The following is a 21910-nucleotide window of genomic DNA, read 5'->3' as shown; positions in this document are numbered from 1 at the left end:
TGAGACATGAGCAACTTATTAGTTACTACCCCTAAACTGTATATCGAAAGTAGGATATTTGGGATCGCTAGTATCTATTGGGAAGCTATCCGCATCCCAAGCTGCTTGTTTGGCTGCCTCATTGACTCTACTATCAGGTCCTGAAACTGAGACATTGGTTACCTTGCCGCTAGCATTTACAGTAATCGTTAGAGTCGCGCGCTGAGTCGTGCCTTTCGCTCCTGTCGGTGGATTATAGTTACGTTTGATTAAGCTGATAATTTCATTGTTGCTAGCACCGCGATTGCCACCTGCTGCTGAACGACTGCTTTCTTTTGTGGTGCTTGTTGTATCGCTAGATACGACAGAGTCACCTTTTGCTAGACTGTAATTCTTAGGTGTGCCATCAGAATCATTACTTTCAAATTCTATATTGGTGCTTTTATTATTAGGACGTACAATTTTGGGAGTGTCATTTGGCTTATTACGATACTCTTGGAGCCTTTGTTGCTCTTCTACTTGCTCATCTCTTTTGTCTCGCTCAATCGCATCGTGCTTTTCTGTCACTGATTCATCTAATTCCTCTGCCCATTCAGCCATCCGCTGCTCATACTCTCTATTTTGTTCAAGTAAGCGTTGATGATGCTCTTCGCTCATGAGCAAAGGACGCCCAGCAGTGTCATCAGGGCGGCTAAAACTAGGTACTTGCTGAGAGCTTGATTGGCTGCTGTTTTGGTTGGCATTGTTACTGTTAGACTCATTCGCTTGCGTAACTGTCGATGAGCTGCTGCTAGCATTGGCTGCTTGAGCTTGCGCGGCAGCACGATTGGCCAGTATCTGACCTTGCATATCAGCCAGCTGCTCAGGTGATACCATGACCGTTTCGATACTACCAGTCATGTCTACTTCAGTGTGTTGATAGTTATAGACGAGCAGGCCAATCACAAGGCCATGTGCGAGTAAACTGAGTAGCGTAGGCAAGGTCAGCCCATTGCCTTCAGGTTGGGTAGGCACATAGACGGCAGGAGCATTATGCATAATATTTATACTCATGAACGTGGTTCATTGGGTTGACTACGATTCTATTATAAGCTTGATCGAATGTGGTGCTTATTAATCTGTTTATTACAGTGAAGGCGTGGGTAGAGGAGCGCCTGTTAGTAGTCCCACCTTTTGAATACCAGCTTGTTGCAACGTCGCCATTAGCGTCATGATTGCACCATATTGATTGTTTTGGTCGGCATTTATCATCACCTGTACGGGTGACGCTCCGGCATCACTGTTTTGAGTCTGCAAATTAGACAAGGTGTTAATCAGTTCAGGTTCGCTCACTGGCAAATCGACATTACTTTCGTAACTGATAAAAATCTCTCCATTACCAGTTAGAGATACGATCACCGGTAGCTGGCTTTGGCTCATGGTGTTGGTTTGCTCTTTTGGCAGATCGACATCAACACCTGTAATCAACATCGGCGCAGTCACCATAAATATGACCAGCAACACCAGCATCACATCGATGTAAGGAACGACATTCATCTCTGCATTTAGCGCTTTCTTTTCACGGCGATAGGGACTTTGCTTCATGGCTTCATCGTCCTTATGCTTGATTGGTAGTAGATTGCGTTTCTCTGCTGACAGGGTTTGCTGCACTGGTCTCACGTTGGAGCATGCCGGTCATCTCATCACAAAACAGCGCCCGCGAGTCATATAAGCGGCTAGATTTTGCCGTAAAGTGATTGTAAGCCAGTACAGCAGGAATCGCTGCAAACAAACCCATGGCAGTGGCGATTAAGGCCTCGGCGATACCAGGCGCAACAGAGGCGAGGGTGGCTTGTTCTGTCTGCGACAATCCTAAAAAGGCATTCATAATACCCCAGACTGTACCAAATAATCCGATGTAAGGCGCCACTGATCCGATACTGGCCAGCGTTGTCAGTCCTGACTCGAGCAGTTGCTGTTGACGACCTAGCCCAACTCTTAGCTTACGCTCAACGCCATCGATGATGTCATCTTTAGGTTGGCGCTTTTTATGCATTCTTAGGTACTCTGAAAATCCAACATAAAAAATCTGCTCAAGTCCTTGGCGTTCAGGTGAGCCTTGCACACCTTGATATAGTTTGGCTAAATCTTCACCTGACCAAAACCAAGTTTCAAACTGTTGATCGAAACTTTGAGCTGTACCAAGCCGCGCACTCATACGAAAAATAATGATCCAACTGAATAAAGACGCTAATAATAATAGTGCCATCACAATCTGCACCAATAGACTGGCTTGGGTAATAAGATCAATAATATTTAATGACTCAGGCATGTAATGAACTCACGGATAATGGGCAAGAGCTGGCATGGTGCAATACGCAGGCCAAATAGGGTATTCGATAACATAAAAATATGGTGGAGCAATAATTCTGCACACTTATATTAACCGCCTAGTGTACTGCTAAATGAAGGAAAGGTCATTTAATAAAGTGTTAAATACCAAATAATTAATGAATGTTTAGCTATGTTGTTTTATTGAAAAGGTAAATTCTGTTTGTGCATCTATCGATAGATATCTTGAAAATATGTTTTATTTACCTAAAATTCTGTCTAAATATGATTTCTAAGTAGTAGGAGAAATCGCGTTTGTACGCCCCGGGTACTGGTAGTGATTGAATTTATAGTGTAATTTCTCTAGAATGTTACACTTCGTTACTGCTGCCTTTCTATAGATGACGTCATGATTTGTCTGCTGACGTTGTGTTGACTTTAGGCATTAATAAATTTGTTCTTTCACTAGCAAGCTGGGCGCGACACTTATGAATGCAATCGAACGCTATTTTGGGATTAACGGTGAAAACACCACGGTAAGAACTGAAATTCTTGCTGGCTTGACCACTTTTTTAACGATGGCCTATATTATCTTTGTTAACCCCAACGTGCTAGCAGATGCTGGCATGGATAAAGGCGCTGTGTTTGTTGCTACTTGTTTGGCAGCAGCAATCGGGTGTTTGATCATGGGACTTTATGCTCGTTTACCTGTTGCTCAGGCTCCTGGCATGGGTCTTAACGCCTTCTTTACTTACGGCGTGGTACTTGGTATGGGGTACACATGGCAAGTTGCGCTTGGCGCGGTGTTCTTGTCTGGTTGTATTTTTGTGCTGTTGAGTCTGTTCAAAATTCGCGAAATGATCATCAACTCTATTCCCGTGTCGCTCAAGCAGGGCGTGGTCGCTGGTATTGGTGCATTTCTAGCGTTCATTGCGTTACAAAGCTCAGGCGTCATCGTCAATCATGACGCTACGTTGGTTGGCTTAGGTGATATGACAAGCTTTGGACCGGCGATGGCTGCTGTTGGGTTTATTGTTATTCTCGCTTTGTCTTATAAGAAAGTCCCTGGTGCGGTGACTATTGGTATCTTGCTTGTGGCTTTGGTCAGCTTATTAACTGGCAATACGCATTTCACTGGTATTGTCTCTGCACCGCCATCGATTGTACCTACATTCATGCAGCTTGATATTGCTGGCGCGTTTGATGTGAGTATGATCAGCGTTATCTTTGCTTTCTTATTCGTCGATTTATTCGATACAGCAGGTACGTTGATTGCAACCACGCAACAGGCAGGCTTGGTAGATAAAGATGGTAAAGTTAAGAACATGGGTAAAGCGATGTTTGCAGATTCTACTGCGACAGTAGCAGGGACTTTACTTGGTACGTCATCGACAACCAGTTATATCGAAAGCGTTTCAGGTATTGCTGCAGGTGGTCGTACTGGATTGGTCGCTGTGACTGTCGGCGTGCTATTTTTGCTTAGTATATTCTTTGCGCCATTAGCCAGTATGATCCCTGCTTATGCAACAGCAGGCGCGATATTTTATGTGGCGGTATTGATGTTAGGCACTCTAAAAGACGTAGAGTGGTCTGACTTGACTCAAGCAGCGCCAGTCGTTGTCGTATTATTATTTACCCCACTGACTTACTCTATCGCAGATGGTATCGCACTTGGTTTCATCACTTATACGGCGACCAAAGCACTGACGGGTAAGTTTTCTGACATTAGCATTCCAGTATGGATATTGACTTTCGTACTATTGGCAAAAATTGTCTTTGTTTAACGGTTTAAAGCCAGTCAGCAGTCTTTGCTAAACGATACAGTTTTAGCTTAGCTTGCAATAAAAACCCCTCCTTATCTATGTCAGATAAGGAGGGGTTTTTATTGATATAAGCGTTATATCGAGTGTTAGCCCATTGAGATGACTATCGAGTGAATTGAAGGCACGCGCTAGTATTTTTGATACTGATATCTAGTGCTGTAATGACAATCAATCGGCAATAGTAAACAAAAAAACATAACCAAAGCGTCATGGTCAGCAATAATGACATAAGCTATTGTTATATAAAGATTTATTTATCGATAAAAATAAAAAAAATCGTTAGTTCGAAATTTTTTTTCATGATATTATAGCCACGTTAAGCGCATCACCTCAATCAACGCCGTAGAGGTTTTTCTTACAGTGAATTAGCGTCACCTAAGATGATAGATTGGTGTTTATTAAAGCGACCGTATGTCGTTTTGATAAACTGGTATCTGACCATCATACTCCTTTCACTACTAACAAGAAGAAGGCACTAATGCCGCTTAGCTTTGCGTTGTTGCCTTTGTATTGTTAGCGTAGCCCGTTTAACAGTCGAACGACCTACTTAACCGTCTCCAGCCTCTGCTGGATTTTTAGTTTTGTGATGGCGCCGTTTGGTCTTTTGATTATTACTGTGAGTATCCGTTAATAACCACTATTCAATTTGATAGCGGTTGTGAGCCGTCACACAGGACGATCAGACTTCCTAAAGCACCATTTATTATGGTTTTTAAACGATAGTTATGGAGTTATTATGAACCCAGTAGACCAGTTTACCCCGCAAGAGCCTATCTTGTTTTCTGCTGTTGATTTGCTGAAGCCGGCATATCTTACCCAGTCATTAGAAACGCTACATACCCGTATTTCACCGCTATATAGTGTGGATGAAGTGCGTTGGTTGTCTGAGCTGTTACCACTTGCCAAACCTAGTGATGAAGAGCGCGATGCTGCTGCTGAGCAAACGCGTAAATTGGTCGAGCATGTGCGTAATGACGGCAAAGCCGTCAAAATGGTTGACTCATTATTGCTTGAGTATAGCCTTGATACCCAAGAAGGTATCTTGCTCATGAGCTTGGCAGAAGCGTTGATTCGTGTGCCAGATAACTATACGGCTGATGCCTTGATTCATGACAAAATGAGTGTGGCTGATTGGAAAAAGCACATCAAAAATGACAACGGCTTTATGGTCAATGCCTCTACTTGGGGCATGATGATGACGGGCCGCGTCGTGAGCATTGATAGCAGCACAACGGCATCAGGTTTCTTAGACCGTATGACCAAAAAGATGGGCGAGCCTGTCATTCGTAGTGCGATGCAAAAAGCCATGCGTATCATGGGGCATCAGTTCGTATTGGGCGAAACCATTGAAGACGCCAATAAAAACAGCCAACCATATCGCAATAGAGGTTACACCTACTCATTTGATATGCTAGGTGAAGCGGCCATCACGCATAGAGATGCTGAAAAATATTTCAACGATTATCTGCATGCCATCAAAGCCACTGCGAGCATTAAAGTCAAAGACGGCATGCCAAAGCCATCAGTATCTATCAAATTATCAGCACTGCATCCTCGCTATGAAGCCACGCAAGAAACGCAAGTCATGGGACTGCTGCGTCAACGCTGCATGTTGCTTATTGAAGCGGCACGTGAGGTCAATGTTGATCTGAGCATCGATGCTGAAGAAGCAGATCGTCTTGAGATTTCTCTAAAACTGTTTGAGTCTCTATACCGTGATAACTTGACGGCTGGCTGGGATGGTTTGGGTATCGTTGTACAGGGTTACTCTAAACGCGCTATCGCAGTGCTTGCTTGGTTGGCTTGTCTCTCAAGTGAAGTAGGCGACCGCATCCCAGTACGCTTAGTTAAAGGCGCTTATTGGGATACAGAGATCAAACTGGCTCAGCAAAAAGGTCTATCAGGCTATCCTGTTTGGACTCGTAAAGAAGGCACGGATACCGCTTATCTTGCTTGCGCGCGTTTCTTATTATCGGATCATTTGCGTGGGCTAATCTGGCCACAGTTTGCCACACATAATGCTCATACGCTTGCGTCAATCATTACGATGAGCGCGCACAGAGACTTTGAGTTCCAGCGTTTGCATGGCATGGGTGATGCACTTTATGATCATATTTTAGATGCTTATCAGATTCCAGTACGTATCTATGCACCAGTAGGCGCTCACAAAGACTTGCTGCCGTACTTGGTACGTCGCTTGCTTGAGAACGGCGCAAACAGCTCGTTTGTCCATCAGTTACTAGACAAGTCTTATCCTATTGATAAGTTGACTGTACATCCATATGACAAGCTGCTGGCCAATGCCACGTTGAACAACCCAGATATCCCATTACCATCAGGAATCTATGGTGAACGTCGTGCCAGCTTTGGTCCTAATATCTTTATTGATTCGCAGTGGGCTCCGTTTACAGCGGCTATCGATAGCTACTTAGACAAGTCTTGGTCAGCGACACCTATCATCAATGGCAAAGCCGTTAATGATTACGAAGTCGATGGCACAACGCATCAGTTAGATGCTCAGACGGTACGTGCGCCTTGGAACCATGAAGTTAGCGCTGGTGACGTCAAATACGCCAACGCTCAACTGGCTCGCCAAGCCATCGATGCTGCTGTTGCTGGTCAAAATGAGTGGCAAAATGTATCAGCTGCAAAGCGTGCTGAGATCTTGCGTAAGATTGCAGAGCTATACGAAGAGAACTACGCTGAATTGATGGCATTGTGCCAAGTTGAAGCGGGTAAGACTCTGCAAGATGGTATTGATGAGATCAAAGAAGCGGTTGATTTCTGCCGTTTTTATGCAGATGAAGCCGAGCGTTTAGAAGCGACTGCTTATGAGTTTACCGATTTGTCTGGTAAACAAGCGCGTCAAGTCTACAAAGCACGTGGTACTTTTGTCTGTATCAGTCCATGGAACTTCCCATTGGCAATCTACACCGGTCAAATCGTGGCGGCACTAGCTGCAGGTAACACGGTAGTGGCCAAACCTGCTGAACAAACCAGTTTGATTGCGCACTTTGCTGCACAATTAATGTATCAAGCGGGTATTCCAGCAGCGGCCCTGCAATTGGTCACTGGTGCAGGTGATGTGGGCGGCGCATTGACGGCGGCTGACAACATCGCAGGTGTGATCTTTACCGGCTCTACTCAAACAGCTCAGCGTATCAATCAAAGCCTAAACGACCATGCCCAAACCAGCGGTGAGCTGCCAGTATTTATCGCAGAAACTGGTGGTCAGAACGCGATGATCGTTGATTCAACGGCACTGCCAGAGCAGGTCGTTAGAGACGCGGTATTATCAGCGTTTGGTTCAGCGGGTCAACGTTGTTCAGCTTGCCGTATCTTGTGCGTGCAAGAAGAGATGGCAGATGATTTGATCGAGCTGCTACAAGGCAACATGGCAGAACTGTCTGTTGGTAATCCACTGTATGCTGCCACCGATGTGGGCCCAGTGATTGATGCGGATGCCAAGCAAGGCCTAGAGGCGCATATCGCGCGTATGGAAGCAGAGCCAACTGCAACGATTTTGGCACAGACACCAATGAGCTCAACCTCAGTCGTGAGCCAAGATCAGTCTACGTTTGTATTGCCAACGGCGATTGAAGTCAAAAGCATCGATGTCATCGGCGGTGAGCACTTTGGCCCGATTTTGCATGTACTGCGTTACCAAGCTCGTGATTTGAACAAGCTGATCGATGCAATTAATGCGACAGGTTTTGGTTTGACTTTGGGTATCCACAGTCGTATCGAAACCACCACTGAAAACATCGAGCGCCGCGCGTTTGTCGGTAATACCTATATCAACCGTAACCAAATTGGTGCCGTGGTCAACGTCCAGCCATTTGGTGGCTGTGGTCTGTCTGGTACTGGCCCTAAAGCGGGTGGCCCGCACTATGTATCGCGCCTCATGCAGCTAGTCTCAGAGCCAGCGACTGATATCGAGGCTAGCAATAGCCAAGCCCAAACCACCACTCAAACAGAACTTGCATAAGGAGTAGCATCATGGCGACTGAATTCAAAAAAAATCATGCACAGGTCTGTGAGTCTTGGAGGTTACTGGGCGCAGTAAACCGTGCAACCTATCTACAAGCAGCCATTCCAAAGCTGGCACTGCTAACTGGTGATGCCAACAAGGCCAAGCGCTTATTCAATCATCTATTGAGTGCAGCACCTAGCTTGGATGAGATGCACCGTATGGTTGGTGCCACTGGCGAGTCAAACGACTTGTATGTCACTGGTCGCGGTAAGACGATGGTGGTGGGCGGTGAGTCTGCCCGTGCAATGGCCGTACTAGGCCAGCTGGTTGCCGCACTATTGACAGGCAATGAAGTCATATTGCATTGCCCAAGCCAAGATGAGATGTGTGTTGAAGCAGCAAAAGTGCTTTATGAAACGGGCATTAGCGAAGATGTGTTGAGCGTTGCTAATGACTCACAGACCATTACTTTGTTGTATATCGATCGTCTTGCACAAGTGGCAGTGTCTGGTAGCCGAGCTGATGCACAGACCATCAGCCAAGAGCTGGCTAAGACTGATGGTATTTTGACGCAGGTGATCAGCGTGACGGATATGGAAGGCTTGTCAGAGATGCTAACGCCTGATTATCTGCATCGTTTTGTCACTGAGCGTGTCAAAACCATCAATACCACGGCTATTGGTGGTAATGCTAGCTTACTTGAGCTTGGTACATAAGAAAAATTAAATGTGCTAGGTAGTAAGACGCTACTTAGCATTGTTTGAATAACGGTTGATGTTTGTTTTCAAGAGCTTCAAAACTCTTAGAAAATGAGCATTAACCGTTTTTTTTATGGCTGCTTTTCAAGTATTTCATATTTTAGACGGTGAATACTTAAAATCCTATGACTTATGAACGCTATTTTATCGCTTGTCGGCAAACAGCAGTAGTGATATCATCATAAAACCTGACCAAATGGTCATCTTTCAAAGCGGTGTTATCACTAACACCAAATCACTCAGACCAAAACTATTAGCGAGGCTGCTGACACCTGTTATCAAGAAGTGTTAGTAGACTTAAAAATATATTAATCAAGGATGATTAACAGTGCCTGAATCTATAGAGTCTCAAAAAAACAGCGAGTTGATGTATCAGCTCAATGACAATCCTAGTTTTTGGCCGGCAAGCTTCGCGGCTTTACAACACCTATTAGCCAGCATCGTTGCTATTGTTACACCCACTTTGATTGTCGCTGGGACTTTGGGGTTGGGTGAATATGTTCCTTATTTGATTAGCTGTGCTCTAATCTCCTCTGGTATTGGCACTTATATTCAATGTAAAAAAATAGGTCCCGTAGGCGCTGGTATGTTAAGTCTACAAGGGACCAGCTTTGCTTTTTTGACAGCGATTATTTCTGCTGGCCTAATTGTAAAAGGACGTGGTGGTTCACCAGAAGATATTTTGGCCACTATCTTTGGCGTTAGTTTTTGCGCTGCCTTTGTCGAAGTTGTACTGAGTCGTTTTATTCATAAATTAAAAAGAATATTTACGCCTGTTGTCACTGGTACTATTATTATTCTCATTGGTGTTCCATTGATCGAAGTAGCCATGACTGATATTGCAGGTGGCTTTGGTGCCAAAGATTTTGGTAGCTTACAGAACCTGTTTCTAGGTATGGTTGTACTGGTATCAGTGATTGTTTTTAACCGCTCAAAAAATCCTTTATTAAGACTTTCCTCGATTGTTATTGCTTTAGTTTTAGGTATGCTAGCCGCCTTTTTTATGGGCAGGTTGGATTTTTCTTCACTGAGCAATGTTGGCTTCGTGACAGTTCCTATTCCCTTTAGATTTGGTTTTCAATTTGATATCGCCGCCTTTATTCCATTAGCTATTCTGTATTGTGTAAGTGCGCTTGAGACGACAGGCGATTTAACGGCAAATGCTGTGGTGTCCAAAGAGCCTGTCACAGGACCTGTCTATCTCAATCGAATTCAAGGTGGAGTATTGGCAGATGGTGTGAACTCTATGATTGCCGCGACTTTAAACAGTATGCCGTCGACGACTTTTAGCCAAAACAATGGCGTTATAGCGCTTACCGGAGTTGCTAGTCGCCATGTCGGGATTTATATTGCAGCGCTCATGATTATCATAGGGATGTTTCCTATATTCGGTGCCCTATTGCAAACCATGCCTCAGCCAGTACTAGGCGGTGCAACGCTAGTAATGTTTGGCACAGTCGCAGTGGCAGGTATCAAGGTATTGTCGACTGCCAAGCTCGACCGCCGTGATATGTTGATTGTCGCGACCTCTGTCGGAATGGGTATTGGTGTGTCTATGGTGCCTGAGGTGTTATCACACGTGCCTGAATTGATACGTAACGTGCTGATATCACCTGTAGCAATCGGTGCTATCACAGCCATTACATTAAGTTTGTTTTTACCAGTGGATACTCAAGACACTGATATATAATAAAAATATAGTCAATCCTCTACAAAAGAGTGACAGCGTTAACCTCGCTTGAAGTATCACAGTTACATCTGCACTCGGTTGCCTTGACGCTCTTTTAAAATGAATTAACTATCTAGCCAAAAAGTATTATTAAATGCCATTATTGTTTAAGGTTTATTAAATATAGATTGATTGTTTTGAGCGATTTAGTAGATATTTATGTTGGTGGTTTATCTGAGCTGCCTAATTTTATAAAGCCCAATTTTTTAGCCGAGTCTTGCTATGATTAGTTTCTATCTGAACGGAAAGCACCATGAGATAACCCACCTCAATCCGAATACAACGGTACTTGAGTATTTACGCTTGCACGAACGACAGACCGATACCAAAGAAGGCTGTGGTAGTGGTGACTGCGGTGCCTGTACCATCATGGCGCAACGATTGGCTATAGATGATAGCGAACAATCTACCACTCCTTTTTATACGCTAAACTCCTGCATTACTTTGCTTTCACTGATGGATGGTCATCATCTGATGACAGCGGCTTATCTCGCGGACAATCCTGAGCATCATCCAGATCGCGCCTCATTGCACCCAGCCCAACAAGCGATGGTTGACTGTCATGGTTCGCAGTGTGGCTTTTGCACACCTGGTTTTGTGATGTCGCTGGCCAGCGTTTATGAAAACCATCGTCTGCAAAAAGTGCAGGATGCGACGATAGATGCGCTAAGCTATGATGATATTGTCGCTTCAATATCGGGGAATTTATGTCGCTGTACGGGTTATCGCCCAATTATTGAAGCTGGTCTGGCCATGGGTACTATTGGTCAGCAGCGCGACGAAGCGCATACAGCAGCGAAAGATCTCACGATAGCGCTAGCTACCGATGCGATGGCAACTAGCAAGGCGTCTGTTCCACCGAAAGATAATGCTATCGAACCTGCATTGACGCAAGACTCGCGGCAGTTATTTATGCCGCAGTCAATTGATGCGCTGAATCAAGTACTAGCGGCCAATCCAAAGGCGACTATTTGGGCAGGCGGGACTGATCTGGGTCTAAGTGTGACGCAGCATTTGGTTGATCATGAAGTGATTGTGCAGCTCTCTGCGATTGATGAGCTAAAGACTTGGTCAGTGGTGGATGCTAATGATAATGCCAATGCGCTATCAGATGATAAGCAAAACGTAGCATCAGCATCTACAAAATCACTGATACTCGGCGCTGGTATGAGTTATAAAAAAATACTGCCTGTGCTTGAGCAGTATTTTCCTACATTTGCTGCGGTATTTGAACGTATTGCTTCACCACAAATTCGGAATATGGGTACTATCGGTGGCAATATTGCCAATGCCTCACCGATTGGCGATTTACCACCGATTCTATTAGCATTAGATGCGCAGGTTCATTTACGTCATTGTGATATGGCTAATCGTAACGGTGTTTCTCAGGCATCTTACTCTGATGAGACGATACCTTTATCAGCATTCTTTTTAGATTATAAAAAAACCAAGCTACGTGCAGGCAGCTATGTGGTCGCCGTCCATATACCACTTCTGCAAGACAATCAATATCTATACATCCATAAAATTAGTAAGCGTTATGAAGATGATATTTCTGCCTGTCTGCTTGCAGCAAGACTGGATATCTCAGCAGATGGCATGACCATTGAGGATGTCAAATTTGGGCTAGGTGGTATGGCGGCTATCCCTCTGCTAGCGACAAAATCTCAGCAAGCATTGATTGGACAGCCTTTGACGGTAGCTAGTTTTGAGAAGGCTGCAAAAATGCTACCAATGGATGTATCACCAATGACAGATGTGAGAGCGAGTCGAGAGTATCGTATGCATGTGGTGCAACGACTGCTCATTAAGTGCGGTAAGCAACTGGTAGCAGAGCTGCAAACGATAAGCGCTTGATAGAGACAGCTGGTATCGAAAGTGGATCTGAACTTCCTTTGCCCCAAATATAGATATTTATAACCGTTATGATTTTGCGACAGTGCTTTTGACAATAATATTATTAAGTTTAGCGTCTGACTTAACTTTCAATAGAGCCGTTCGCAACATAGCTTTTATCATACCGTCAAAACGCTAGAAGCCGAACATACAGGTTTGACCAAAAATATAAGAGAGCATCATCATGAGTCATCATTCTTCATTATTTGACAGCTACAGTATCCGTCGCGTACGTCCACCTAAAAACAAAATCGGTACTGGCGCAAAGCATGATAGTGCGATCAGTCATGTGATGGGTACGGCCACTTATGTCGATGACATGCTAAAACCACAATCGACCTTACACTTAGCTATAGGCAAAAGTGTCCATGCGCATGCACGTGTTTTAAGTATGGATTTCAGCGCAGTAAAAGCGGCTGATGGGGTAGTCGACGTGATTACCTTTGAAGATATCCCAGCCAAAACCGATATCGGTCCTGTATTTGATGGCGATCCGCTGATGGTGGATAAGATCACAGAATATGTGGGTCAGACCTTGTTTGTCGTCGTTGCAACCAGTCATCGCGCTGCCAAAAAAGCCACGCTCAAAGCAGTGATAGAGTATGAAGTATTACCAGCGATACTGACTATTGAAGATGCATTAAATCAAGAACAGTTTGTACGTCCCAGTCATTTTATGACGCGTGGTGATGCTCCCGCTGCGCTTGAATCGGCTACTACTCGCATCTCAGGCCATATTCATATGTTGGGGCAAGAGCATTTTTATCTCGAAGGTCAGGTCTCATACGTCGTACCTTGTGATGATGGTGGCCTCGAAGTCTATACCTCATCGCAGCATCCCAGTGAAGTACAGCAGCTCGTCGCCGAAGTGATTGACCTGCCTTTTCATGCGGTAACGACAGTCGTACGTAGAATGGGCGGTGGGTTTGGTGGTAAAGAGACGCAAGCTGCTGCATGGGCATGTCTGTGTGGCATTGTTGCTAAACGCCATAATGTGCCAGTAAGTATGCGTTTAGATCGCCAAGATGACATGGTGGTGACAGGTAAGCGTCATGAGTTCGCTAACCGATATGATGTTGGTGTCAATGACGAGGGTCAAGTTCTCGGTGTTGATATGCAATTAGCAGGACTGTGTGGTTATTCACCTGATTTGTCCGATGCTATCGTCGATCGTGCGATGTTTCATTGTGATAATGCCTACTACTATCCAGCGGCACAGATAGCAGGTCATCGTTGTAAGACGCATACTGTATCTAATACGGCTTATCGGGGTTTTGGTGGTCCGCAGGGTCTATTAACGGCTGAGTATATGATGGACCATATCGCTTATACGTTGGGCAAAGACCCACTGCAAGTACGTTTGGCGAACTTATACAAAGACGGTCAAAGCACCCATTATGGGCAGCCGATTGAGCATTTTGATTTAGCCACAATTATGCAGACGCTAGCCGATGATAATGAATACGATAAACGCCGCCAGCAGATAACAGAGGCCAACCAAAAGGCTGTAGTAGAGGGCAGTGATAAGCGCCTAGGTCTGGCATTGACGCCTGTTAAATTCGGTATCTCGTTTACCGTACAGCATTTGAATCAAGCAGGTGCATTGGTACATATTTATACAGATGGCAGTATCCAGATTAATCACGGTGGTACTGAAATGGGGCAAGGGTTATATGTAAAAATTGCCCAAATTGTCGCTAATGAATTTGATGTAGATTTGGATACTGTAAAAGTAACGGCCACACGTACAGACAAAGTGCCGAATACGTCGCCCACAGCGGCTTCATCGGGTACGGATATCAATGGTAAAGCGGCACAAAATGCTTGTATTACCATTAAAGAGCGCTTGGTTGAGTTTGCCGCTGAGCATTTTGAAGTCGTTGCAGAAAGCATTCAGTTTGAGAATAATCATGTCTATATTGCCGATAAAGCCACGCTTACTTTTGCTGAATTAACATTGCTGGCTTACCAGCATCGTATTAGTTTGTCTTCGACTGGCTATTATAAAACGCCAAAGATTTTTTATGATCGATCAAAAGCATGGGGTCGTCCGTTCTTTTACTTTGCACTGGGTGCATCGTGTTCAGAAGTCGAGATTGATATTTTAACGGGTGAGTATAAGGTACTGCGCTGCGATATCTTGCATGATGTTGGACAATCTATTAATCCAGATATTGATATTGGTCAGATTGAAGGTGGCTTCGTTCAAGGTATGGGTTGGCTAACGGCAGAAGAGTTGATTTGGGATAAGACAGGCAAACTTGCTTCCAATAGCGCGGCGAATTATAAGATTCCAACGGCTCATGACTTACCAAAGCAGTGGAGCGTGAAACTGTTCGATCGTAAGAATGAAGAGCAGACTATTTATAACTCTAAAGCAGTGGGCGAGCCACCATTTATGTTGGCCGCCAGCGTCTGGTGTGCGATTAACAATGCGGTCGCAAGCTTGGGGGATTATAAGAAAAATCCAGAGTTGACCATGCCAGCGACGCCAGAGGCCGTATTGAAAGCTGTGATGCGTATGCAAGGTCAAGCGTGGGAGATTGCTGATAAAGTAGATGTTGACACTATTGAGAGCTTAACGTCAGCTGATGATAATTACGGTATTGATGATGATCGAGTCTTACCGCAGCAAGTATCTCATGGCAAAAATATCAATCCGACAGAGACTGAAGGTCAGCTATTCGACGATCAGCCCGAGGCGATAAAAGATCCAAATGTATCAACGGCTAGAGGTCCTGCGCACGGTGAGTAATATATCGGCGCCACAAACACCAGTATCACAAATATCCGAGCCACACTTATCTGAGCCACAAATGTTATCGTGTTCAGCTGTACACTCGATGCCTTTGATATCCTCGATGCGTTGGTATGATGGACTGGCAGAATATCAGCAGCGTGGTATCGCACATGTTTTGGCCACTGTCGTTGCTGTTAATGGTTCAGCACCTCGAGAGTTACAGTCTAAAATGATTGTAACGCTTGATGATTGCTGTGACACGTTGGGCGGCGGTAGTCTCGAGCATGATGTGACGATAACTGCTAGGAAACTGCTTAAAGGTGAGCCAGATACAGATGACTCAAAAGGCTCTAAACCATCAAGAGAAGGTAAGTCTGAAAAAGCCAAAGCAGTACGCCGTGACGCTGTTTATACCAAACATTACCCATTGGGTGCCAAGTTAGCGCAGTGCTGCGGTGGTAGTGTCACCGTCATGTTTGAGTGCTTTAATGTGATGCCGCCCATGTCGTTATTGGTTTTTGGAGCAGGGCATGTCGCAGCGGCATTAATGACCATACTTGCCGATTTACCTTGTCAGGTCGATTGGGTGGATAGCCGCGCTGAGATGTTCGAGCGTTATGTGACGCAGGATGCTAATGCTATAGATGACCAAGTCACTTATCAATTGCCTGCGCATATTCGTCCACATATCGAAGAAGATCCTGTGGACTTTGTACGCCCATTCATTGCAAACAGCCGCCGGAATGCAGCTGCCAACAAAGGGTCTCAGCACTTTATATTAGTCATGACTCATGATCATAGTCTTGATTTTGACTTGGTGCGTGCTGCATTGGATGCTTCTCTAGATATAAATGCCGATGCTCATGAGGCCACTACCGACGATAGCGCATTACAATCTATGCCTTATCTAGGCTGTATCAGCTCAAAAACCAAAGAAAATCGTTTTAGAACTCGTTTGCTTCAGCGCGGCTATAGTGAGCAAGCGATTGCCAAGCTAACCATGCCAATAGGACTTGAGATTGGTGGCAAAGAGCCTATGGCCGTTGCGGTATCTATCGCTGCTCAAGTTTTACAGCTTTATCATCGTGCATAAATGTCATAGGTCATAACTGATATTGACCCATAAACTTTGCATTACTGTTCAACTTTACGGTTTAACTTTTTATTACTCAGACATTACTTTCGTTTTTTATCTTTGTACGCCATAACGATATATAGGCTGCACTCAGTCACTTTGTGTTCAAAATATGCTCGTCATGCTTGAGTGTTTAACACGGCCTAATCTTGTGCCAAAGTGCTGATCCATTAATGTGAGATTTTTTATGGCTATACATATTTATCAAGCTCAATTACTGCATTATCTTACCGAAGATGACCTTGCTATCCGATCAAAAGAATTGGAGGCTGCGGCAAAAGATTCAGACAATGCCCAGTATCTCAATACCATAGAGCTGGATAGCAGTACCTCACTATTACCTGTCATCGCAGGCGTGAACGTTTATCCTGAGTATATTGCAGACGGTGCACTCGTAGTCGATGATGCAACAGGTCTAGTTGTGGATTATGGTGATTGTGCCTCAATGATATCGCAGTATGGCAATGAGAGCGAGCAAGAGAGTAAAGTATCAGTACAGATTCATAACTGTAAACACAATCTAATCATGCCAGGTTTTATCGATACTCATGTGCATTACCCGCAGATAGATATGATTGCTGCTTTTGGAGAGCAGTTACTCGATTGGCTCAATAATTATACTTTTGTCACCGAGGCAAATTTTGGTAATCCAAAAGTTGCCCATGATACTGCCCGATTCTTTTTAAACCAGTTATTGGCCAACGGTACGACGAGTGCATTGGTGTTTTCGACCAGTCATCCGCAATCGGTAGAGGCTTTTTTTACTGAAAGTATTCGACTGAACACACGCATGATTACTGGTAATGTGCTGATGGATCAGAATGCCCCTGAGAATCTGTGTGTGCCCACTGAGCAAGGCATCCGAGATACGCAAAATATCATCGATAAATGGCATGAGCATGGACGTCAACATGTGGCCATCACTCCAAGGTTTGCGATTACATCGACGCCAAAACAATTACAAATGACGGGTGAGCTATACCGCAGTTATGATAGTGTTTATTTGCAAACACATCTGGCCGAAAACCTTGATGAAGTGGCTTTTGTACGTGAGCTTTATCCCAATCACAAAGGCTATTTGGATGTTTATCATGATATGGGCTTACTGGGCAGACGAACCACACTGGCACATGGTATTTACCTTGAAACCTCAGAGTATGAAGTGTTACGTGATACGGGTACTCAAATAGCACACTGTCCAACCTCCAATTTATTTTTGGGTAGTGGGCTGTTCGATTTGTCCAAAACCTTGAGTTATACCGGCGTGAGTATCGCGACTGATGTGGGGGCGGGTACTAGCTTATCGATGCTGACGACTTTATCAGAGGCTTATAAGGTTCAGCAATTACAGAAAAAATCACTATCAGCCCATCAAGGGTTGTATCAGATTACGTTGGGTAATGCGCAGTCGTTATTGTTGGATGATAAAATTGGCAATTTCATGCCAAACAAAGAAGCTGATTTTGTCGTGATAAATATGGGCGGTACGGAGTTGCTTGAGCGTCGTATGACACAGACCAAGTCACTTGAAGAGCAGTTGTTTGTGTTGATGATGCTAGGCGATGATAGAGTGATTGAGCAGACCGTTATCGCTGGCGTGAGTCGTTATAAAAGATCTACGACTTTATAGGATAAGTGTTTGTAGAATAAGTGATAAAAATATGGTTTGTTTAACACAGTATAGCGCTTCAAACGACAGCGTTTAAGTGTCCATATTCGAATGGCTTTTATTCGAAGGGCTCTTATTTTAATAGCCTTTATTTGAATGGCACCCAGTGTCTATTTTACTAAAGTTACTCTGTAAATAGACACTGAGCATGTTTCGCTATGAAGCCTGTTTAAGCTTTAGTTAAATACCAGCATTAGCACATTATTCAGGATAATTAATCCAAACCCAGCCGTTTTCTAACCATTCACTCAATTCATCTGGTTCAATATCCGTGACATCTTGCTTTGTTAAATGCTCGCCACTGGCCAAGCGTATCAACACCGTCGTTGACGCATCATCTAGCCCATCAATACGTTGACCGTTCGCATATAGTAGGATGCCATCATCAGTGTGGCTGTAGATCAAGCGGTTGTTATAGTCAGCTTGCAGTGTTGCGCCTTCAGCCAAAGCTTGCATCAGCTCGTCTGTATCCAAAGTTTCTTCTGGTACGAGTGCATCATATTGACGCTTGCTAACCACTTCAGACACTGCTTGGCGAATCATGTCATCACCACGATCAGATTGTAGCATTTGCAATAACTGGTTTTTGATCGCTTGGATACTGTCAGCTTGTAGCTCACCTGATGCCTGTAGCGCTTGTGGCAGTAGCATCGGTATAAATAAATCGCTGTCGTTGGTTGCGATATCAGCCATATTATCGATGATTTGCATCAAGTTTGGGCGACGGCAGCCAAAAGAAAACGTCAAACAGTCATCTTGTGCAACGCCAAAGTGCGATAATTTAGGTGGTACGTACAGCACATCGCCAGCTTCTAATATCTCATCAAATATAATCTCGCCCATATCGTCAAAAAGCCTGATTGGCTCATCGGCGACGAACTCTGTACCTTTATCACAGAATTTGCCTAGCTGCCAACGGCGGTGACCGTAACCTTGTGCCAAAAATACATCGTAATCATCATAGTGTTTGCCCACTGAGCCGCCTTTTGGCGCATACGAGACCATAATATCATCGCGCTGCCACTGAGGTATAAAGTCAAAAGCTTGCCACAGTTGACCAAGCTCAGGAGACCATTGCTCTAGATTCTGTACGAGTGCCGTCCATTGCTCAGGTAAGTTATCAAAATCAGCTTCAGTCAACGGGCTTTTTTTAAGTTGCCACTGTGCTTGTCCTTCGGTCTTGGTCGCAGACTGGGTCAGTAGGCGTGCTGAGGCTTCTTCTTCTAGTGCTAGGCCTAGCATGTCATCAGGTTCAAACATGCCAATAAGTTGTGGCAAGCCTTGCTTAATAAGGAGCGGTTTTTTTTGCCAGTATTCTGCTAGGAACTGTTCAGCAGTGATAGAGGCTGGCAAGCATAGAGGTGTAGAGGTCATGAGTAAATCCGTGTCTTTGGGTAGGTATAAGATTAATAATGAGGATTGCTTTATAGGAGGGGTTTAATAGTTTATGATTATCACCTATCTAATAGCGAGTATAATACTTGCTATCGGAGCCTCTCATTAATCGTAGGAAATTTATGAAAAAGTTACATTTTATTGTCATTATCGCCAGTGTGTTCTTATTGCAAGGCTGTATACATAAGCTTGTGACTGTCCCTGCTAAGATTGCTTATAAAACTACTAAAGGCGTGGTAAAAGGTACGGTCGCAGTGGGTAAAGCCATCATACCGGGCGATAGTGATGACGACAAAAAAGATGATTAGTTTATTATTCGGCTGTTATTTTCGGCTACTTGATCATGTTGATCATAGCCCTATCGTAACGAATTTGAAATAGAGTAATCACCGCAGCAATTAGCCCACCGAGTAGTGCTAATGCCATGTCTTTGTGGGCATCCCAAACATCACCTTGCTGACCATTATAAGCTTCTGCTGCTTCTGGCGATAAGGTGGTTGCAATTCCCCATTCTAATAGCTCATAGAGCAAACTTGACGACATATTAATCATAAGTGCAATCGCTATCAAAAGTTTGATGGATGATATCTTAAAGATAAATTTTGAGCTCTCAACCATCCCATAGAACAGCAAAAGCCCATAGCTAAAATGTACGAGCCTGTCATACATATTCCGCTGCCAACCAAAAAAATCGTTTAAGCTGGCGCCAAATATGAGCTGTGTCCAATCATCATAGGGCACATATGAGTATAGATAACGTGCACCGATAATATGAATGAATAGAAATATTGAAGCGAGAATATAGGAGCGTGACCTAATATGCCAATAACGATAGGCTAGCAGCATAAACCCTAAAAAAATCAAGGTACCCAACTGATGTAGTAGGTAGCTTGACCATTCTAGAGGCTCAATACTTGCCAGCACCATTACAATGAATACCGCAATGGTACTGACAACCACAGATTTAAAATGTCGCTGCATTTTGCCCGCTTATTTTTTGCTAGCTGTTAATAGCAGTCAATTAAAGCTTGGCAATCCAATCTTTAATGGTAAGGGCTTGCTCAGTGGCATTACCAATATAAGTGGCTGGTGTCATGTCACGTAGGCGTGCTTTATCAGCATCGCTAACAGCAGACAACTCATCACTTTCGACAAACGTTAGTATGGCTTCGCGAGTCATGGCGTTACCACGGGTCAATGCTTTAAGCTTTTCATATGGGTTTTCCACACGGTAGCGACGCATCACGGTTTGAATCGGCTCAGCCAATACTTCTTGTGCATTGTTCAAATCGTCATTCAAACGCTGCGCATTCAATTCAAGCTTACCAACGCCTTTTAAGCAAGCGTCAAAAGCGATCATGCTTTGTGCCAGACCAACACCGATGTTACGCAATACGGTTGAATCTGATAAGTCACGTTGCATACGTGAGATAGGCAGTTTTTCGCCCAAATGTGCCAACATAGCATTCGCAACGCCCAAGTTACCTTCTGAGTTTTCAAAATCAATTGGGTTGACTTTATGCGGCATGGTAGAAGAACCCACTTCGCCGTCTTTTAGACGCTGTTTGAAATAGCCTAAGCTGATATATTGCCAAATATCACGGTTAAAATCGATCAAGATAGTATTGAAGCGTTTGACGGCATCAAATAGCTCAGCGATATAATCATGTGGCTCAATCTGAGTGGTGTAAGGGTTAAACGTTAGCTCAAGACGCTCACCGATGAAGGTTTCGGCATGTGATTGCCAGTCTACATCAGGATAGGCTGAAAAATGAGCGTTATAGTTACCAACCGCGCCATTGATTTTACCCAATAGCTCAACTTGACCGATTTGTTTGATTTGGCGGGCTAGGCGATAGGCTACGTTTGCCATTTCTTTACCAAGGGTCGTTGGGCTAGCGGTCTGGCCATGTGTACGCGACAACATAGGCTGCTCGGCGTGAGTAATGGCCAAATCAACGATGCTATCAGTCACTTGCTGCATTTTAGCAACCACGATCTCGCGGCTGTCTTTGAGCATCAAGGCGTATGACAAGTTGTTGATGTCTTCACTGGTACAAGCAAAGTGAATGAACTCTAGCGAATCAATGAGTGCGTCCTGACCACGGAATTTGTCTTTGATGAAGTATTCAACTGCTTTTACATCGTGATTGGTCGTGGCTTCGATATCTTTGATAGCTTGCGCATCGGCTTCACTAAAATCATCAACGATAGCATTTAAGAAAGCATTCGTTGCTTCATCAAATGCTGCCAATTCGCCGATAGCGCTATTATCAGCCAATGACTGCAACCAGCGAATCTCAACGGTGACGCGAGCTTTGATCAGACCGAATTCAGATAAATAAGGACGTAAACTGTCGGCTTTAGACGCATAGCGACCGTCGATTGGAGAAAGGGCTGTCAAGGCAGAAAAAGAGGTGGTCATAGATATCCTTTAGCTTAGTCAGTGATTGTAGTGAAATAAATCGTTTTAAGTACAACAGTAAAAATAATTTAATAATGG

Annotated in this window: 15 protein-coding genes; 9 read left to right on the top strand and 6 right to left on the bottom strand. The window is 44.2% G+C overall.

The annotated features are described in order from the left end of the window. Positions 1-18 precede the first annotated feature (18 nt). The 3 genes from AAEY75_RS01975 to tolQ form a co-directional block, all read right to left on the bottom strand. A complete protein-coding gene (locus AAEY75_RS01975) occupies positions 19-1032 on the bottom strand; it encodes a cell envelope integrity TolA family protein (RefSeq protein WP_227681285.1) in 1014 nt (337 codons plus the stop codon). Positions 1033-1104: 72 nt separating this feature from the next. Continuing rightward, the gene (tolR, locus tag AAEY75_RS01970; RefSeq protein ID WP_110922960.1) at positions 1105-1563 is read right to left on the bottom strand and encodes a protein TolR; all 459 of its coding nucleotides are present in this window, start codon (positions 1561-1563) and stop codon (positions 1105-1107) included. A gap of 13 nt (positions 1564-1576) precedes the next feature. Then, positions 1577-2290 (bottom strand): protein TolQ, encoded by a 714-nt coding sequence (gene tolQ, locus AAEY75_RS01965; protein WP_201551762.1) that lies wholly within the window; start codon positions 2288-2290, stop codon positions 1577-1579. 487 nt (positions 2291-2777) lie between these two features. Here tolQ and AAEY75_RS01960 point away from each other — a divergent pair, with 487 nt between their 5' ends. From AAEY75_RS01960 to guaD, 8 genes are all read left to right on the top strand, one after another. Then, the gene (locus tag AAEY75_RS01960) at positions 2778-4073 is read left to right on the top strand and encodes an NCS2 family permease (protein WP_194197501.1); all 1296 of its coding nucleotides are present in this window, start codon (positions 2778-2780) and stop codon (positions 4071-4073) included. 775 nt (positions 4074-4848) lie between these two features. Further along, the gene (putA, locus tag AAEY75_RS01955) at positions 4849-8100 is read left to right on the top strand and encodes a bifunctional proline dehydrogenase/L-glutamate gamma-semialdehyde dehydrogenase PutA (RefSeq protein ID WP_352258092.1); all 3252 of its coding nucleotides are present in this window, start codon (positions 4849-4851) and stop codon (positions 8098-8100) included. 11 nt (positions 8101-8111) lie between these two features. Then, positions 8112-8801 carry a 1-pyrroline-5-carboxylate dehydrogenase gene (locus AAEY75_RS01950; RefSeq protein ID WP_110922956.1) on the top strand — a complete coding sequence of 230 codons (690 nt, stop codon included), beginning with the start codon at positions 8112-8114 and terminating at the stop codon, positions 8799-8801. Between the two features lie 370 nt (positions 8802-9171). Beyond that, positions 9172-10533 (top strand): uracil-xanthine permease family protein, encoded by a 1362-nt coding sequence (locus tag AAEY75_RS01945; RefSeq protein ID WP_320158621.1) that lies wholly within the window; start codon positions 9172-9174, stop codon positions 10531-10533. Between the two features lie 261 nt (positions 10534-10794). Continuing rightward, entirely contained in the window at positions 10795-12429 is a 1635-nt protein-coding gene (locus tag AAEY75_RS01940; protein WP_352258089.1) for a xanthine dehydrogenase small subunit, read from the top strand. 223 nt (positions 12430-12652) lie between these two features. Then, complete coding sequence (gene xdhB, locus AAEY75_RS01935; RefSeq protein WP_197216147.1) at positions 12653-15223, top strand: xanthine dehydrogenase molybdopterin binding subunit; 2571 nt, start codon at positions 12653-12655, stop codon at positions 15221-15223. Next, complete coding sequence (locus tag AAEY75_RS01930; protein WP_320158620.1) at positions 15216-16301, top strand: XdhC family protein; 1086 nt, start codon at positions 15216-15218, stop codon at positions 16299-16301. The genes xdhB and AAEY75_RS01930 overlap by 8 nt, the downstream gene beginning before the upstream one ends. Before the next feature lie 229 nt (positions 16302-16530). After that, positions 16531-17973, top strand: coding sequence for a guanine deaminase (guaD, locus tag AAEY75_RS01925; protein WP_197216146.1), 1443 nt, complete (start codon positions 16531-16533; stop codon positions 17971-17973). Between the two features lie 240 nt (positions 17974-18213). On the opposite strand, the gene AAEY75_RS01920 is transcribed toward guaD, so the two are convergent. Beyond that, positions 18214-19386: a cupin domain-containing protein gene (locus AAEY75_RS01920; RefSeq protein ID WP_197216145.1), complete on the bottom strand. Its 1173-nt coding sequence runs from the start codon at positions 19384-19386 to the stop codon at positions 18214-18216. Between the two features lie 143 nt (positions 19387-19529). On the opposite strand from AAEY75_RS01920, the gene AAEY75_RS01915 reads away from it, so the two are divergent. After that, positions 19530-19715 carry an NF038104 family lipoprotein gene (locus AAEY75_RS01915; protein ID WP_110922951.1) on the top strand — a complete coding sequence of 62 codons (186 nt, stop codon included), beginning with the start codon at positions 19530-19532 and terminating at the stop codon, positions 19713-19715. A 25-nt stretch (positions 19716-19740) separates the two neighbouring features. Here the strand turns inward: AAEY75_RS01915 and AAEY75_RS01910 are convergent, their stop codons facing one another. Further along, positions 19741-20388, bottom strand: a complete 648-nt coding sequence (locus tag AAEY75_RS01910) for a DUF2238 domain-containing protein (RefSeq protein WP_197216144.1) — start codon at positions 20386-20388, stop codon at positions 19741-19743. A 40-nt stretch (positions 20389-20428) separates the two neighbouring features. After that, positions 20429-21832: an adenylosuccinate lyase gene (gene purB, locus AAEY75_RS01905; protein ID WP_197216143.1), complete on the bottom strand. Its 1404-nt coding sequence runs from the start codon at positions 21830-21832 to the stop codon at positions 20429-20431. Positions 21833-21910 lie beyond the last annotated feature (78 nt).

The sequence above is a fragment of the Psychrobacter sp. TB55-MNA-CIBAN-0194 genome, assembly GCF_040309505.1.
GTDB classification, from domain to species: domain Bacteria; phylum Pseudomonadota; class Gammaproteobacteria; order Pseudomonadales; family Moraxellaceae; genus Psychrobacter; species Psychrobacter fozii.
The sequence above is the reverse complement of the archived record's forward strand: the minus strand, read 5'-3'. Positions and strand labels throughout refer to the sequence as shown.